This is a genomic window from Boseongicola aestuarii (genome assembly GCF_900184815.1).
Taxonomy (GTDB): domain Bacteria; phylum Pseudomonadota; class Alphaproteobacteria; order Rhodobacterales; family Rhodobacteraceae; genus Boseongicola; species Boseongicola aestuarii.
Window position 1 is genome coordinate 504,968 of record NZ_FXXQ01000002.1, and the last position, 16,580, is coordinate 521,547.

General features: G+C 61.1%; 17 protein-coding genes. 5 read left to right on the top strand and 12 right to left on the bottom strand.

Translation table 11 applies throughout. The features are described from left to right. Positions 1-6: 6 nt before the first annotated feature. The 9 genes from rnr to BOA8489_RS05590 form a co-directional block, all read right to left on the bottom strand. On the bottom strand, positions 7-2,250 hold the full coding sequence (gene rnr / locus BOA8489_RS05550; protein WP_093972969.1) for a ribonuclease R: 2,244 nt from the start codon (positions 2,248-2,250) through the stop codon (positions 7-9). A 125-nt stretch (positions 2,251-2,375) separates the two neighbouring features. Next, complete coding sequence (locus tag BOA8489_RS05555; protein ID WP_093972970.1) at positions 2,376-2,918, bottom strand: TIGR04282 family arsenosugar biosynthesis glycosyltransferase; 543 nt, start codon at positions 2,916-2,918, stop codon at positions 2,376-2,378. Positions 2,919-2,938: 20 nt separating this feature from the next. Continuing rightward, positions 2,939-3,358 carry a GNAT family N-acetyltransferase gene (locus BOA8489_RS05560; RefSeq protein ID WP_093972971.1) on the bottom strand — a complete coding sequence of 140 codons (420 nt, stop codon included), beginning with the start codon at positions 3,356-3,358 and terminating at the stop codon, positions 2,939-2,941. Positions 3,359-3,363: 5 nt separating this feature from the next. Then, positions 3,364-4,509 carry a succinyl-diaminopimelate desuccinylase gene (gene dapE, locus BOA8489_RS05565; RefSeq protein WP_093972972.1) on the bottom strand — a complete coding sequence of 382 codons (1,146 nt, stop codon included), beginning with the start codon at positions 4,507-4,509 and terminating at the stop codon, positions 3,364-3,366. 38 nt (positions 4,510-4,547) lie between these two features. Further along, on the bottom strand, positions 4,548-5,186 hold the full coding sequence (locus BOA8489_RS05570; protein ID WP_093972973.1) for an HAD hydrolase-like protein: 639 nt from the start codon (positions 5,184-5,186) through the stop codon (positions 4,548-4,550). Beyond that, complete coding sequence (locus BOA8489_RS05575; RefSeq protein WP_093972974.1) at positions 5,183-5,521, bottom strand: DUF8846 family protein; 339 nt, start codon at positions 5,519-5,521, stop codon at positions 5,183-5,185. Before BOA8489_RS05575 ends, BOA8489_RS05570 begins: the two co-directional genes overlap by 4 nt. Positions 5,522-5,569: 48 nt before the next feature. Beyond that, positions 5,570-6,250, bottom strand: a complete 681-nt coding sequence (locus BOA8489_RS05580) for a hypothetical protein (RefSeq protein ID WP_093972975.1) — start codon at positions 6,248-6,250, stop codon at positions 5,570-5,572. Positions 6,251-6,444: 194 nt separating this feature from the next. After that, a complete protein-coding gene (gene dapD / locus BOA8489_RS05585; RefSeq protein WP_093972976.1) occupies positions 6,445-7,272 on the bottom strand; it encodes a 2,3,4,5-tetrahydropyridine-2,6-dicarboxylate N-succinyltransferase in 828 nt (275 codons plus the stop codon). A 61-nt stretch (positions 7,273-7,333) separates the two neighbouring features. After that, entirely contained in the window at positions 7,334-8,260 is a 927-nt protein-coding gene (locus tag BOA8489_RS05590) for a threonine/serine dehydratase (protein ID WP_093972977.1), read from the bottom strand. A 77-nt stretch (positions 8,261-8,337) separates the two neighbouring features. Here BOA8489_RS05590 and BOA8489_RS05595 point away from each other — a divergent pair, with 77 nt between their 5' ends. Together BOA8489_RS05595 and BOA8489_RS05600 are read left to right on the top strand one after the other, a co-directional pair. Continuing rightward, positions 8,338-9,183: an LOG family protein gene (locus BOA8489_RS05595; RefSeq protein ID WP_093972978.1), complete on the top strand. Its 846-nt coding sequence runs from the start codon at positions 8,338-8,340 to the stop codon at positions 9,181-9,183. A 63-nt stretch (positions 9,184-9,246) separates the two neighbouring features. Further along, the gene (locus tag BOA8489_RS05600) at positions 9,247-9,486 is read left to right on the top strand and encodes a GlsB/YeaQ/YmgE family stress response membrane protein (protein ID WP_093972979.1); all 240 of its coding nucleotides are present in this window, start codon (positions 9,247-9,249) and stop codon (positions 9,484-9,486) included. Here the strand turns inward: BOA8489_RS05600 and rlmN are convergent. Beyond that, entirely contained in the window at positions 9,483-10,667 is a 1,185-nt protein-coding gene (gene rlmN, locus BOA8489_RS05605) for a dual-specificity RNA methyltransferase RlmN (protein WP_093973066.1), read from the bottom strand. The genes BOA8489_RS05600 and rlmN overlap by 4 nt on opposite strands. Positions 10,668-10,947: 280 nt before the next feature. After that, positions 10,948-11,430 carry an invasion associated locus B family protein gene (locus tag BOA8489_RS05610; RefSeq protein ID WP_370807156.1) on the bottom strand — a complete coding sequence of 161 codons (483 nt, stop codon included), beginning with the start codon at positions 11,428-11,430 and terminating at the stop codon, positions 10,948-10,950. A 204-nt stretch (positions 11,431-11,634) separates the two neighbouring features. Between BOA8489_RS05610 and BOA8489_RS05615 the strand changes: the two genes are divergently transcribed. Next, positions 11,635-12,627: an asparaginase gene (locus BOA8489_RS05615; RefSeq protein ID WP_093972981.1), complete on the top strand. Its 993-nt coding sequence runs from the start codon at positions 11,635-11,637 to the stop codon at positions 12,625-12,627. A gap of 64 nt (positions 12,628-12,691) precedes the next feature. Here the strand turns inward: BOA8489_RS05615 and serB are convergent, their stop codons facing one another. After that, positions 12,692-13,558: a phosphoserine phosphatase SerB gene (gene serB / locus BOA8489_RS05620; RefSeq protein WP_093973067.1), complete on the bottom strand. Its 867-nt coding sequence runs from the start codon at positions 13,556-13,558 to the stop codon at positions 12,692-12,694. A 164-nt stretch (positions 13,559-13,722) separates the two neighbouring features. Between serB and BOA8489_RS05625 the strand changes: the two genes are divergently transcribed. Continuing rightward, positions 13,723-14,877 (top strand): phosphoserine transaminase, encoded by a 1,155-nt coding sequence (locus BOA8489_RS05625; RefSeq protein ID WP_093972982.1) that lies wholly within the window; start codon positions 13,723-13,725, stop codon positions 14,875-14,877. Between the two features lie 79 nt (positions 14,878-14,956). Then, positions 14,957-16,558 carry a phosphoglycerate dehydrogenase gene (gene serA / locus BOA8489_RS05630; RefSeq protein ID WP_093972983.1) on the top strand — a complete coding sequence of 534 codons (1,602 nt, stop codon included), beginning with the start codon at positions 14,957-14,959 and terminating at the stop codon, positions 16,556-16,558. Positions 16,559-16,580: the final 22 nt, after the last annotated feature.

Here is a 16,580-nt window from a genome sequence, read left to right on the forward strand (position 1 = left end):
CGCGTCTTAGCGACGTTTCCGCGAGACTTTCCGCTTTTTGGCCGAGGCATTGGATTTGCGCCGGACCGGACCGCCGCGACGGCGTGAAACAGGCCCGCGTTTCGGGGCTTTTCCATCGGCTTCGATCAACTCCAGCATCAGACCGCCCGTCACCGGGACCGCTTCTGCCAGACGCACCGTGACGCGTTGGCCAAGGCCAAGCGTGAAGCCGGTGTCCGCCCCTTGCAGGGTTTGCTCATCCCCATCGAAGTGGAAGAACTCCGAGCCGAGCGAGCGCACGGGGATCAGCCCGTCCGCTCCGGTTTCGTCCAGTCGCACGAAAGCGCCGAACCGCTGGATGCCTGAAATCCGGCCGGCCAGTTCCGCCCCGATCCGGTCACTCAGGAACGCGGCCAGATAGCGGTCGGTCGTATCGCGTTCGGCGACCATTGAGCGGCGTTCGGTATCGGAGATGTGTTTGCCGGTTTCCTCCAGCGCGTTGGCGTCCTCCAGCGTCAGACCGTCCTTGCCCCAACCATGGGCAGACACCAGCGCTCGGTGCACGATCAAGTCAGCGTAGCGGCGAATGGGCGAGGTGAAATGCGCATAGGCTTTCAGAGCCAGGCCGAAGTGGCCAAAATTTTGCGGCCCATAGTAAGCTTGCGTCATGGATCGCAGGGTCGCCATGTTGATCTGTTCGGCGAAATCTGTGCCAGCGGCGTCGTGCAATAGGCGATTGAGATGCGCAGTTTTCAGGACCTGCCCCTTGGCAAGCGTCAGGCCCGCTGTGCCGGCGGTTTCGCGCAGGGCGTCAAGTTTTTCGGGGTTGGGTTCTTCGTGCACGCGAAACAGCAGCGGTTGTTTCTTCTGGATCAGCGTTTCGGCTGCGGCGACATTGGCCAGCACCATGAATTCCTCGATCAGCTTGTGGGCGTCGAGACGATCCTTGAAGGCAACGGATGTGACGTGGCCGTTGTCGTCAAGGACGATCTGGCGTTCCGGCAGATCAAGGTCGAGCGGTTGACGCGCGGCGCGAGCTTTGGTCAGGGATTCATAGGCGGCATAAAGCGGTTTCAGGACGTCATCGAGCAGCGGCGCGGTGCGCGCGTTCGGCTGGCCGTCGATGGCGTCCTGCACCTCTTCGTAGTGCAACGAGGCGGGGGATTTCATCAGGGCTCGGGTGAACCTGTGACCGATCTTTTCGCCCTTGGCGGTGATCTGCATGGCAACGGCGATACAGGCGCGCGGTACTCCTTCGTGAAGCGAACAGAGGTCACCGGACAAACGATCGGGCAACATCGGCACGACACGGTCCGGGAAGTAGGTGGAATTACCTCGATTCCGGGCCTCGCGATCCAGCGCCGAGCCGGGGCGAATGTAATGCGCGACATCGGCGATGGCGACCCAGATGATATGTCCCCCTTCGTTTTTGGGGTCGGGATCGGCCTGCGCGAAGCAGGCATCGTCGTGATCGCGCGCATCACTGGGGTCGATGGTGATGAGGGGCAGGTCGGTGAGGTCCTCGCGGCCCTTGATGTCTGCCGGTTTCATCGCGTCTGCTTCGGCGATGGCGTCGTCGGGGAAAACGTCCGGGATGCCTTGCTGGTGGATCGCGATCAGCGAGACGGCTTTGGGCTCGGATGGATCGCCGAGCCGCCTGACAATGCGTGCGCTTGGCAGACCCATGCGGTCCTTGGGGCCGGCCTGTTCGGCTTCGACCAACTCGCCGTCCCTGGCACCATAGGTGGCGTCCGGGGCCACACGCCATTCGCGGTCCGCGCCCTTGTCGATCGGCAGGATGCGGCCCCCTTCGGAGTACTTGCGGAATACGCCTAGGACACGGCGCGGGTTGGTGCCGATGCGGCGGATCAGGCGGCCTTCATAGGCATGGTCGTCAGCTTTGACTTTCGCCAGACGCGCAAGAATACGGTCGCCGGGTCCGAGAGCCGGGTCGGCTTCGCGCAAGACAAGCAGGATCGCCGGCTCGGGGCCGTCGCCCTGCCACTCAAGCGGGCGGGCGAAAAGATCGCCATCGGCGTTTGGCTCGGTGACTTGCAGGACGGATACCGGCGGCAGGCTTTCAGGATCCCGATAGGTCTTGCGGCGTTTCTCGAGGTGGCCTTCTTCGGCCAGTTCTTTCAGCAGGCGTTTGAGGTCAATCCGTGCAGCGCCTTTGATGCCGAAAGCCTTGGCGATGTCACGCTTGTTGGACTGGGTCGGGTTCTCCGAGATCCAGGCAAGAATTTCGTCCTTGGTTGGGATACGAGCCATGGGTTCGGGCTAGCATGGTGGCGCGGTGGCGTCACGGGGGTTTTGCAGGGCTTTTGCGCCGTGCTTCGCACGTCGCTTCGTGGGGCGCTGCCCCACACCCCGGGATACTTTGAAACAGAAGAAGGTCAGAGGTCTTTGGCGGTGTCGATGTCTTGCAGTGTGGCGGTAAGTGCTGTCGGTTCGGGGAGGGTTTTTGCGGTGTCTTGCAGCGCATGGCGGGTGGACCAGCGAACGTGTTGAAAGAGGGTCTGCCGGGCGCGGGCGGGGTGTTTCAGGCCGACAAGCCAGTAGCCACCGTCGGGCGCGGGCCCTAGGACAGAGGCGTTTTGGTTCAGTGTTTGGAACGCCAGAGCGATATGGGAGGTCGTGACGGCGGGGATATCGGCGCCAATGACAAGGGTTGGCCCCGGTGTGGAACGCAGCATTCGGGCCATCCGGTCACCCAGAGTGCCGGGGCCTTGTGGCAGGCGGTCGATATGCTCGGGCCAGATGCGGCTTTGCAGACCTTCGCGATCGGGCGAGACGGCGAGGATGAGGTGCCAGCGCGGGTCTTCGAGACGGCGGATCAGGCGGCGGGTTTGGTGGCGGAACCACCAAGCGGCGGTTGTGAGTCCGATGTCGCGCCCGAGGCGGGTTTTCACGCGACCGGGGCGCGGTTCCTTGAGCATGATGACAAGGGTTGGTCGTCTCACAGGCGGCGGACCATTTCCTGATGCGGCAGGCCTGCGTCGAGGAAAGGATCGCCCTCGGGGGTAAAACCGAGAGCTTCGTAGAAGGCGATGGCCTCGATTTGTGCGCCGAGGCGGGCTTCGCGGATGTGCGCTCGCGCAGCGAGGGCATCAAGCACCGCGCGCATGATCGCAGCCCCAATGCCTTTGCTGCGGTGGGATTTCAGCACGGCAAGGCGACCGATCTTGCCGGTGCTGCCTTTCTCAAGGAGTCGGGCCGTTCCGATGGGCGTTCCCTCGTCTGTGGCGAGGAAATGCGTGGCCAAGTCATCCAGACCGTCTATATCCTCGGCCAGCGCGATGCCCTGTTCATCGACGAAAACGGCTTTGCGCACCTGATGGCAGGCGGCGATGTCGTGTGTTGTTGTGATCTGTACCATGCGCGTCAGCTTGCGAAGTAATCGTCCAGGATCCGGGCGTAGATGGCTGTCAGGCCGTGGATATGCGGGATTTCAACCCGTTCATCGACCTGATGCATCGTCTGCCCCACCAGACCGAATTCGACCACCGGGCAATGCGATTTGACGAAACGCGCGTCCGATGTGCCGCCCGTGGTGGACAACTCTGGCGTGACGCCGGTTTCGGCTTCGACCGCGTTCGCCACAAGTTCGGAGAGCGCGCCGGGCGGCGTGACGAAGCTTTCGCCGGAAACCTGTGTCTTCATTGCGATGTCGATGCCACTTTCGGCAGCGAGTCTGGCCGTTTCGCCCTGAAGCCACTCGGTCAGGCTGGCCGAGGTATGGCTGTCATTGAAGCGGATATTCACCGTCGCGCGGCATGTGGCCGGAATTACGTTATTGGCCGGGTTGCCGGTGTCGATTGTCGTGACGGCGAGCGTCGAGGCTCCGAAATGGTCGGTGCCTTCGTCCAGCGGGTGCGAGGCAAGGCGATCCATCAACCGGGCAAGCGCGGGCACCGGGTTTTTGGCGCGCTCCGGATAAGCTGAGTGGCCCTGTACGCCTGTCGCGGTGAAATACGCTGTCATGGAGCCGCGACGCCCGATCTTGATCGTGTCGCCGAGGGTCTTTGGGCAGGTCGGCTCGCCGACGATGCAAACATCCATCGCTTCGCCGTTGGCCTCCATCCAATCGAGAATCGCGCTGGTGCCGTCGATGCCCGCGCCCTCTTCGTCGCCGGTGATGGTGATCAGGATGGCGCCGTCGGGCGGATTGGTCCGAGCACGCTCGATGGCGGCGGCCACAAAGGCGGCGACGCCCGATTTCATGTCCGCGGCGCCGCGCCCGAACATCGTGGTGCCGTCGACATGCGCGCTGAACGGCGGGTACGTCCAGTCGGCCGGGTCGCCCACCGGCACCACGTCGGTATGACCATTGAACCCGAACGTCCTTGAATGGCCCTTGGGGCCGAACCGCGCAACAAGGTTCAAAATCCCTCCGCGGTCGGCGCGGAACGTCTCAAAGCCGGCCTCTTGCAGGACAGTCTCGAGTAGCGGAATCGCGCCTTCATCGGCAGGTGTCACAGAGGCACAGCGGATCAGGCGGGCGGTCAGGTCGGCGGGATCAATACTCATGGAAATGTGCTAACGTGGCGCGGCGGCGACTTCAACGATTAGCGTGCAAGGAGACGCGCCGCGATGTCCGGAAGTTCCGAGGCGTGGTCGATGAAGGCCGCCGCGCCGACCCAGTCCTCGGGCGTGCCATAGCCCCAGCGCACGGCAATCGCCGGCATGCCGACTTCGGCTGCCGCACCCATGTCGTGATGGCGATCCCCGACCATGACCGAGGCCCCGGCCGTCTCCCCGGTCTGTTCCAGCGCATAGGCCAGAAGATCGCCCTTCCAATTGCGCGTCCCATCCAGCTCGGGGCCAAACTCGGCGGTCATAAAAGGCGCAAGCCCGAAATGCGCCGTGATGACCGTTGCATAGGCATGCGGCTTTGCCGTCATAAGATAAAGGCGCAAACCCGCGTCGCGCATCGCCTTCAGAGCTGGGATGACACCGTCGTAAACCTCGGCATCATACATGCCCGACGCCGTGTAATGATCGCGATAGGCCGCCAGAATAGGCGTCGGGTCAGCGATGCCAAGCTTGGTGAAACTGTCCACAAACGGGGGGCCGATCATCCACGTCAGATCACTTGTGGCATGGTGATCCATCCCATTGAGCGCGAAAGCATGGGCCAGCGACCTTGTGATCCCGGGGCGTGAATTCATCAGCGTTCCGTCAAGATCTAGGAAAACCGCGCTCATGACTTGTCGCCGAAAAACGGTGTCATCTGCGCAACGATCACAGCGTTGTCGTCCAGCGCCCGCTGCATCAGCGCGCGCTCTTCGGCATCAATCTCGTGACCCTCGGCCTCGCGCTCCTCAATCGTGCCGTATCCTGTGACATCCAGTGGAGCCACGTCCGCCTTCTTCAAGACGGCAACCGTCTCGCGCACGGCTTCTGCTTCATCCACACCAGTCGCATAACAGACCAGAGCACCGCCGGTCGCGCCTTTTGGCAAACCGTCGCCCTCCTTGCGACCGATCTCGACCACAAGCGTAAAGACCTGTTGCGGTCGCGATGCCTTGTCCTTTGCCATATTCCCCATCTGTCAGAGCCGGGTGCCGGGTGCAAGCCACCAGATCCCCTAGCTCCAGGGGATCAGCGCAGCAGACGTCGCGTCGGGAGGCGCAAGCCCTTCCTCCCGCTCGCAAAGATATCGAAACGCCGTGACGGCAGGCCCCGAAACCGTATCAACGGCAGACCACAAACGCCCGGCTTCCCGTGCGTCCACTTCGGACAGAATGGCAGCCATCAGCGCACGTTCGCCGCTTCCATCCAGAACGGACAGGACAGCATCGCGCGAAACCCTGAGACAATCGACGTGCTTCAAAGCTGGATCAAGCTCAACCCGACCGGCAAGCTCGGCCACCCGAAACCCGTTCATCAATGCCGCGCGCAGGGGCGGATCGGCCAGAACATATTGCGCCTGAAACGCGTTCCAGTTCCAAAACAACGTATCCGGAGGATCATCGGCCTGAAGCATATCCGACAGCGCCAGCGCGGTAGCGAAAATGAACGTCGGAAAATCCTCGTCCGGCAGAGCAGCCGCCAACAGAACCGAGGGATGAACTTCGAAGTCATCGGGGTGCCGGAACCTGACACCGTCCGCGACAATGCGCTCTATCATACGATCTCCATCCTCGACCGAGGTCGGAAAGCCGGCAATCAGCCGTGATCGTGTTTCTTCAGGCGTGTGACGGATCAATGACCGTAGATCGCCAATCGCCTGGCGCGTGCGGAAAACATCCGCTGAACTCGTAAACATGTCTCAAACGTACCCGCAATACGTGTTCACATCACGGCAAGCGCAGGGCATTTCGGGGTTAATACCACGACCACGCGGCAGATTTTCGGGTCCGGAAATTCCTCGGGGGGTGAATTTGCCGAATGGCAAAGAGGGGGCCGAAAGCCCCCCCCCGTCTTCAAAGAGTCGAATGCGCCGCAAGGCGCTCAACTGGATCAGTCGCGCAGCAGTTCGTTGATGCCGGTCTTCGAGCGCGTGCGCTCGTCCACGCGTTTCACGATCACCGCACAATAAAGGTTGACCCCGTTCTTCGAAGGCATCGACCCGGCCACGACGACCGAATACGGTGGCACTTCGCCATACATCACTTCACCTGTTTCACGATCAACGATCTTGGTGGACTGTCCGATGAACACGCCCATGCCCAGAACCGAGCCTTCGCGCACAATGCAGCCTTCGACAACTTCGGACCGCGCACCGATAAAGCAATTGTCCTCGATGATCGTCGGACCCGCCTGCATAGGCTCCAACACGCCGCCAATACCGACACCGCCCGAAAGATGCACGTTCTTGCCGATCTGCGCGCAAGACCCGACCGTTGCCCATGTGTCGACCATCGTGCCGGTGTCCACATAAGCGCCAAGGTTCACAAACGATGGCATCAGCACCACGCCCGGCGCGATATAGGCCGATTTGCGCACCACACAGTTCGGCACCGCGCGAAAGCCCGCCGCGCCCCATTCGGCGTCGCCCCAGTCCTTCCACTTGCTGTCGACCTTGTCCCACCAGGCACCACCCTGAGCGGACCCGGTTTGACGCTCCATGTCTTTCAGTCGGAACCCCAGCAACACGGCCTTTTTCGCCCACTGATTCACATGCCAGACCCCGTCCTCCCCACGCTCGGCCACGCGCAAAGTGCCGCCGTCCAGCGCGTTCAGCGTGTCTTCGATCGCCTCGCGTGTTTCACCGGTGGTGGCCGGTGTGATCTGATCGCGCGATTCCCACGCGCTTTCGATGGCGGCTTCAAGCTGAGCGTTGGACATGTGTTTTCCCCTTGGACCTGACGTTGACGCGCCATGTAGCGCTAAGCCGGCGAAAGGGCAATCAGTCGAACGGACCGGGTGCCGGATTTGCCCCGCAAACCAGCACGCCGACGCTTTCCTTGGTGACGGGCCGATACGCTCCGGAAATCAGCGCCGCCAGCGCCGTCGCCCCCGCCGGTTCGACCCATTGACGACAGACCCGCCACAAAAGCCGCTGCGCCTCGGCAATCGCGTCATCGTTGACCAGCACCGTCTCAACCTGATGCTCGACCGCCAGATCAAAGCAAAGCTGCCCTATCCGCCGCGCGCCCAGCGCGTTTGCCGCAATCCCGCCTACCTCGACATCCACAGGCGCACCCGCCTCCAAGGCCGCGTGCAGTGTCGGCGCTCGTTCGGGTTCAACCGCGACAATATCCTTGCGCCCCTCCAGCCACGCCAGCGCGCCACCGATCAGCCCACCACCACCAACAGCGATCAGAACCGTGTGCGAGGCCAAATACTGCGCTTCCCATTCGCGCATGACCGCCCCCTGCCCTGCCAAAGTCTTGGGTGAATCGTAGGCGTGAATTTGCATAGCACCGGTCTCGGCCTCGAACGCCTGCGCCAACGCAAGAGCCTCCGCATATTGCCCCGGCACCACGTGCAAATCAGCCCCGGTTTCGCGGATCAGCGCGATTTTCGACGCCCCTGCCACCTCCGGCACGAAGATCGTCGCCTTGTGCCCAAGTTTTCCCGCCGCATAGGCCACCGCCGCTCCGTGATTACCACCCGACGCCGCAACAACGCCCGCTCCGGGAACGTCCGATGTCAAAAGCGTGTTGAACGCACCGCGCACCTTGAAACTTCCGGTCAACTGCGTGTTTTCAAGCTTCAACTCGATGATGCGCCCGTCAATCAGTGCATGGCTTTCCAAGACCGGCGTGCGATGAACATAGGGCTCAATGCGGTCACCCGCATTGGCAATCTCTTTCGGGGTCGGTGCCTGCATTGCAACACTCACTCGGGATTGGACAAGTTGCGCCCTTCCTGCCATGCAAAAGGACCGGGTAACAAGGAGCCGCCTTCATGATGGACGACCAGCGCCGCCGCTTTCGCGATGCACATCAGGATATCGAAACAGCCAAGGGCATACCCGACACGCCGCAGACGCGCTCGCCGTCCTATACGCTGGCCTTTGCAGACCCCGATTTCCTGTGCCGCGATGAACTGCGCCCCGTCCGCTTGCAGCTTGAATTGCTGAAACCCGAGATGCTGATGGAGGAATACGGCGTCAAATCGACGGTTGTCTTGTTTGGCGGCGCACGCATTCCCGATCCGGCAAACAAGGATCAGGCCCGCACCAAGACGCTTGCCGATCTGTCGTCACACTATGACGAAGCCCGCAAGTTCGCGCGCATTATCACCGAACGGTCGATGGCCGAAGGCAAGGGCGAGAACATCATCGTCACGGGCGGTGGCCCGGGCGTGATGGAGGCCGGAAACCGCGGCGCGGAAGACGCAGGCGGTGTGTCGATCGGTCTGAACATCGTCCTGCCGCACGAGCAGGCCCCGAACCGCTATGTCACGCCGGAACTAGCGTTCAATTTCCACTACTTCGGCATCCGCAAGATGCATTTCCTGATGCGCGCCGCCGCAATCGCTGTGTTTCCGGGCGGCTTCGGCACCTTGGATGAATTGTTCGAGTCGCTGACGCTGATCCAGACGGGCCGGATGGAGCGCGTGCCGTTTCTGCTGTTCGGTCGTACATTCTGGGAAACGATCATCAACTGGGACGCACTGGCCGACGCCGGGACAATTTCAGCGGACGATATCGACCTGTTTCGCTTTGTAGACACGGCGGACGAGGCGATCGAAGTTCTGGACAACTGGCACCTCCCCACGACCAAGCGCGATGGAATCCCGGGGCGCTGAATCCTTGCTTCTTGTTAGTGCGTGGTCCACGTTAAGATTGATTAAGGCAGAGGGGTTTCTGAAATGAGTTTCATTGCATTTCTAATCGTTGGGGGCCTGGCAGGTTGGCTGGCATCCACCTTCATGAACAAAAGCCAGGGATTGTTGATGAACCTGATTGTCGGGATCATCGGCGCTTATGTGGGCGGGTTTCTGGGCAATCTCGTCGGCATTTCAGCCACCGGACTGGTCGGCAGCATTATAATGGCCACGGTTGGTGCCGTCGTTCTGCTGTGGGTCATCGGCAAGCTTAAGAAAGCTTAACCCAGCCCCGCCTCAGCCGCGATTTCTTTACGGGATTTGCGCGCGCGATCGGTGGCCGATTTCAACTGACCACAAGCCGCCATGATATCCTCGCCCCGCGGTGTGCGGATTGGCGAGGCATAGCCCGCCTTATAGATAATATCGGCGAACGCTTTGATCCGGCTCCAGTCCGAGCGCTCATAAGGCGCGCCGGGCCATTCGTTGAAGGGGATCAGGTTGATCTTCGCCGGGATGCCTTCGATCAGCTTGATCAGACGGCGCGCGTCCTCATCGCTGTCGTTCACGTCCTTCAGCATTACATATTCGAACGTGATCCGCTCGGAATTCGAGGCCTTGGGATAAGCCCGCAAGGCCTCGACAAGATCGGCAATCGGCCAGCGTTTGTTGATCGGAACCAGCTTGTCGCGGATCTCGTCCGTGGTGCCGTGAAAACTGATGGCCAGCATGCACCCGATCTCATCGGCGGTGCGCGCAATCTCGGGAACGACACCGCTTGTCGACAGCGTGATACGGCGGCGCGACAGGGATATGCCTTCGCCATCCATGGCGATCTTCATGGCATCACGGACGTTTTCGAAGTTATACAGCGGCTCGCCCATGCCCATCAGGACGATGTTCGACAAACGTCGCGGCCCCGCGTCGCCCGTACCGGTACCGGGCGCGGGCCATTCGTCCAGATCGTCGCGCGCCACCATAATCTGACCGACGATCTCGCCCGCGGTCAGGTTGCGCACCAACTTCTGCGTGCCGGTGTGACAGAACGAACAGGTCAAAGTGCAACCGACCTGACTGGAGATACAAAGCGTGCCGCGGTCGGTTTCGGGGATATAGACGACCTCGACCTCGTGGCCGCCTGCGATACGGACAAGATACTTTCGGGTGCCGTCCGCCGAGACATTGTGGCTGACGACCTCGGGAATTGCGACAACGAAATGCTCGGCAAGTTTTGCGCGATAGTCCTTGGCGAGGTTCGTCATCTCTGCGAAATCCCGCACGCCCCAGTGGTAAATCCACTGCCAAAGCTGGTTCACCCGCATCTTCGCCTGCTTTTCCGGCGTCCCGATGGCGATCAGCGCGTCTTTCAACTGCGGTCGCGTCAACCCGACAAGATTGATCGGACCCTCCGGCATCTTGCGGGGGATCGTCAGAACATCTTGAGTGATCGGTGCATCAGCAGCCATGGCGCGGACCTTTTTTCGGATCAAGACGCGCATATAGGCGATCTTCGCGCCGAGTCCAAAGTTTTTTCTGCCTGCTGCGTGGCGCCATTTGGATATTTAAGAACAGAAGAAACGCAATCTTAATAAAATTGAACTCATTTTGACGGGCGGTACAGGCAGGGATGCCGATGACCGTAACAGGAGAAGCTCCCCGGCGGCGCTATGCCCCGGGGGGTCACTTCGGCTTCTTCTGTTTCAAAATATCCCCGCCGGAGGCAGCAAGACCGCCGACATTCGGCGATCAGCCGGAGCAGCGCGCCTCGGCATCTTCAATCATCGCGGTCGCGCCCAAAAGCGAAAATGTGTCTTGGGTTTGCGTGCCACGCGACGAACGCGCCGTAAGCACTGCGTTGGCACCACGCTTCATGGCCGTGACGATCTTAGCGTCGTCGGCGGGTGTTGCCGGCCAGGCGTATTCACCTTCTGTGAACAGCTCGTACGATGATCCAGCCACTTCCATCGTCACGGTCGAACCTTCCGCAAAAGGGTAGCCACCTGTGAAGCTGACTTCGCCCGCGATGTTTTGCGCGGGACGATACGTGACGAACAGCAGGATATCGCCGCGCCGCACCGAAACGGTGCGTCCGTCGCGCGTATTGACTGTTTCTTTCGGCGCGGTGACGGCCCAGCATTCCTTTGGGTCATCTCCTTCGAAGACCGCCCAGTCCGTGTCTGCCGCGACGCGGTTGGTGACTTCCTGCGCCATGGCACCGTTGGTCGCCATGACGAGAATACTTGCTGTGAGGATCGCTTTGAATGCTGCTGTCATAGTCTCTGCCTTTTGCCCGTTGCACCCGCGCGCGCCCGTTTTTGCCGGCGTCGGCTGGTCGAAATGCCCCTTATCAATGGCGCATGAATAGCGTATCTCGGCGCAAAGATGGAACCCCCTGCGGCGGAAATTTGCCGTGACAAAATCGCGAGGTGTGTGATGTCGGATCCGGTCCTTTTGGTCGAAGCCACGCGCGGGCCGTTTGTGGAGTCCCGCCACATCGGTCACGCCGTGATTTCGCGCGCTGATGGCACGATCGTCGAAAGCTGGGGCAACCCCGATGAACTGGTTTTCGCGCGGTCGGCAGCCAAGGTGTTACAGGCTTTGCCGCTGGTCGAAAGCGGCGCAAGCGCCGGCCTGTCATCGCAGCAACTGGCACTTGCCTGCGCAAGTCACTTGGCGGAATGGCGTCACATTGCTCGGGTTCGGGGTTGGTTGGCGGATCTCGGGCTAGATGAACACGCCTTGTATTGTGGGCCTCAGGCGTCGCGCGACGAACAACTTGCCGAAGATATGATCCGCGAGGGCGAACCGGTCACGCCTGCGTTCAACTGGTGTTCGGGAAAGCATTCCGGCTTTTTGACCGTGGCAAGGCATCTGGGGGTCTCGCTTGACTATGTCGACATCGACAATCCAGTGCAAAAGGCCGTTCGCGAGGCGTTCGAGGATATGACTGGCGATGTCAGTCCGGGGTTTGGCTTCGACGGGTGCTCGGCACCGAACTTTGTGTCCCGTCTGAGCGGTATGGCGGCGGCCATGGCCCGTGTTGCGGCAGCGGATGGGAAGTCGGATGTGCGCAGCCGGGCGGCGGTAACGTTGCGCGATGCAATGCTTGCGCATCCCGAAATGGTGGCCGGCAGTGGTCGGCTTGATACGGAATTGGTCAGAGTTGCGAAAGAGCCTGTGGTGCTGAAGTCCGGCGCCGACGGGTTTTATGTGGCGGTTCTACCCAAGCAGAAACTGGGGGTCGCCTTGAAGATTGCGGGGGGCGCGGACCCGGGCGCGATGGTTGCGATCACGGCCCTGATGGTGCGGCTTGGCGTCTTGGACGCCGCCAATCCGGTGGTCCGGCGGTTCTTGACGCCGAAAATCATGAACTGGGCCGGGCTGGAAGTTGGCGGGCTGCGGCCTGCTGCCGGATTGGTGGGCTGAAGGGGGCTCTGCCCCCGGTCGCCTTTGGCGCCCTCCCCCCGGATTTTTTTAACCCAAAGAACAGTCAGACGAAGTCTGTCTTGGCATAGCCTTGCAGGAAGAGAAGGCTTGTGAGGTCGCCGTGGTTCACCTTGATCGGGGCCGCGGCAGCGACGGTGGGTTTGGCGTGAAGCGCAACGCCCATGCCGGCGCGGTGGATCATGGCGAGGTCATTTGCGCCATCTCCGACAGCGATGGCGTCTTCGGTTGTGATGTTCAGTCTTGCCGTGATGTCATTGAGCGCTTCGACTTTGGCTTCCTGCCCGAGGATCGGGCGCTGGACCTTGCCGGAGAGGGTGTCTCCGTCCTCCAGCAGGGTATTGGCGCGGTTTTCATCAAAGCCGAGGCGGGCGGCGATGGCGGAAGTGAATTGCACGAAGCCACCAGAAACGAGGGCCGCGTAAGCGCCGTTGGCTTTCATGGTCTTGAGCAGGGTTTCGCCGCCGGGCGCGAGTGTTATGCGGGTTTCGAGGACCGATTTGATCACTGCGAGCGGCAGGCCTTTCAACAGACCGACGCGTTCGTCGATGGCAGCTTCGAAATCAAGCTCGCCGTTCATGGCTCGTGCGGTGATGTCGGCGACGCGCGCACCGACGCCGGCTTCGTCCGCCAGTTCGTCGATACATTCCTGACCGATCATCGTGCTGTCCATGTCGGCTATGAGAAGACGCTTTTTGCGGTTTGTCGCCGGAACGATATTCAGATCGACACCCATCTGGGCGATCTGCACGCGGACTTCCTCAAAGTTGGAAGGTGTTGATACAACTGGGAACTCCGCCGCCTCGTCTGGGGCGAGCCATTGTGCCGAGCCTGCGCCAAACGCGGTTTGAAGCGAGGTAACAAGCGCCGGATCAAGGCGACCGGGCGCGGCAAGGAGAGAAATGGCGTACATGGGCAGCTCCGGGTTTCCGATGGTGAACATCCGTGTGCGGGTTGCGACGGTTTTTCGCCCTCTACCGTCATATTGGCGCTTGCGAAAGCCCTGATCGCGACGTAATCCGATCCGCGGGACACCCCTCCCCAACGAGGGGCGCATATCTGTGAGGATATTCAGAAATGAATATAACGATTCCGGCAACGCGGCCGGCAAATCCGCGTTTTTCGTCTGGCCCTTGTGCCAAACCTCCTGTTTTTACTCTTGAAAATCTAAGCGACGCGCCTTTGGGCCGTTCGCATCGCGCGGCAGTTGGCAAAGCCAAGCTGAAGCTGGCGATAGACCAGAGCCGCCGTGTTCTGGGAGTGCCTGAGAATTACCTCATCGGCATCGTGCCCGCATCCGATACAGGCGCGGTCGAAATGGCGATGTGGAACCTGCTTGGGCAGCGACCCGTCGAAATGCTGGCCTGGGAAAGCTTCGGAGCCGGCTGGGTCACGGATGCCGTGAAGCAGCTTAAACTGGACGCCGTGGTGCGCACCGCAGACTATGGCGAGATCGTTGATCTGGACGCCGTGGACTTCGACAAGGATGTGGTTTTCACGTGGAACGGCACCACCAGCGGTGTGCGGGTTCCTGCCGCGTTCGAAATCCCTGCCGACCGCGCGGGCCTGACGATTTGCGATGCGACTTCTGCCGCTTTTGCGCAGGACCTGCCCTGGGATCGCTTGGATGTGGTGACCTATTCCTGGCAAAAAGTGCTGGGCGGCGAGGCCGCGCACGGCATGATCATTCTCAGCCCGCGCGCTGTGGAACGCCTTGAAACCTATACACCTTCCTGGCCTTTGCCGAAGATTTTCCGGTTGACCAAGGCCGGCAAGATCATTGGCGATATCTTTGAAGGCGCCACGATCAACACGCCGTCGATGCTGTGCGTCGAGGATTACCTGCAAGCCCTGAACTGGGCCGAGAGCGTTGACGGGCTGAAGGGTCTGATCGCGCGTGCCGACGCCAACGCAGCCGCAATCCATGCGTTTTGCGACAGCCGCGACTGGATCGCCAATCTGGCGGCGGATCCGACGTTGCGGTCGAACACCAGCGTTTGCCTCAAGTTCACGGACACGCGCATCACCGATGGGGCGGCTTTTGCCAAGGCGGTTGCGAAACGGCTGGAAGCAGAAGGTGTGGCGCTGGACATCGGGGCGTATCGCGATGCGCCTGCGGGGCTGCGCATCTGGTGCGGTGCGACGGTGGAAACCAGCGATATCGAGGCGCTGATGCCATGGCTCGACTGGGCTTTCGAAACTGAAATCGCGGCGCTTCAAGCGGCGGCCTGACCTCAATTTTCGCGTGTCGGTGTGACGTCGGTTTAACGTCGGTATCACGTCGGTGCGCCCGTTCTATGGATTAACGAAAATGCAAGACAAACCCAAAGTGCTGGTCAGCGACAAGCTGTCCGAAACCGCCGTTCAGATCTTCCGGGATCGCGGCATCGATGTGGATTTCGAGCCGGGTCTTGGAAAAGACAAAGACCGCCTGCTGGAAGTGATCGGACAATATGACGGTCTGGCGATCCGCTCGGCGACGAAAGTGACCGACAAGATTCTGGCCGCGGCCGGCAAACTGAAGGTCATCGGCCGCGCCGGAATCGGGGTAGACAACGTGGATATCCCGGCGGCGTCGAAAAAGGGCGTCATCGTGATGAACACGCCGTTCGGCAACTCGATCACGACGGCAGAGCACGCGATTGCGATGATGTTCGCCGTGGCGCGCCAAATCCCCGAAGCGAGCGCCTCGACACACGCGGGCAAGTGGGAGAAATCCCGGTTCATGGGGGTCGAGTTGACCGCCAAGACGCTGGGCGTCGTGGGTGCGGGTAACATCGGCGGGATCGTCTGCGACCGGGCACGGGCCCTGAAGATGAAAGTGATCGCCTATGATCCCTTCCTGTCCGAAGAACGCGCCGCGAAGATGGGCGTGACCAAGGTTGAACTGGACGAACTGTGGGAGCGGTCGGACTTTATCACTTTCCATGTGCCTTTGACCGACAAGACCAAGAACATCCTGTCGCGCGAGAATATCGCCAAGCTGAAACCGGGCGTGCGGATCGTGAACTGCGCCCGTGGCGGGTTGGTCGATGAGGAGGCTTTGGCCGAAGCTCTGAAAGACGGACGCGTCGCCGGCGCAGCATTCGACGTCTTCGCAGTGGAACCTGCGACCGACAGCCCTCTGTTTAATCTGGACAACGTAGTTGTCACTCCGCACCTCGGCGCGGCCACCACCGAAGCGCAGGAAAACGTCGCCTTTCAGGTGGCGGAACAAATGTCGGATTACCTGCTGACGGGCGCTGTTTCGAACGCGCTGAATATGCCGTCGGTGACAGCGGAAGAAGCCAAGGTCATGGGACCATGGCTGAAGCTGGCCGCACATCTTGGCGCCTTCGTCGGGCAACTAACCGACGAACCTGTGCGCGCCATCAACGTGCTTTACGACGGGCAGGTGGCCAAAATGAACACCGCCGCGCTGAATGCCAGCGTCATCGCCGGGATCATGAAGGCCGCGAACCCTGACGTGAACATGGTGTCGGCACCCGTCATCGCTAAAGACCGCGGCATCGATATTTCGACGACGACGCAGGACAAGACCGGCGCGTTCGACGCCTATATCAAGCTGACGGTCGTGACCGACAAGCGCGAGCGTTCGATTGCCGGGACGGTGTTTTCGGACGGCAAGCCACGGTTCATCCAGATCAAGGGTATCAACATCGACGCCGAGGTCGGCGCTCACATGGTCTATACCACGAACGAGGACGTTCCCGGCATCATCGGCGCTTTGGGCAACACGATGGGCGCAAATGGCGTGAACATCGCGAACTTTACGCTGGGCCGGTCAACAAAAGGTCAGGACGCGATTGCGCTGCTTTACGTAGACGAGCCCGTGCCGGATGTCGCGATCAAGGCGTTGAAAGATAAGGGTCTTTTCCAGCAGGTGCGCCCGCTTCAGTTTGACGTCGAGTGACCCGTTAACCCGAGATCTGGGG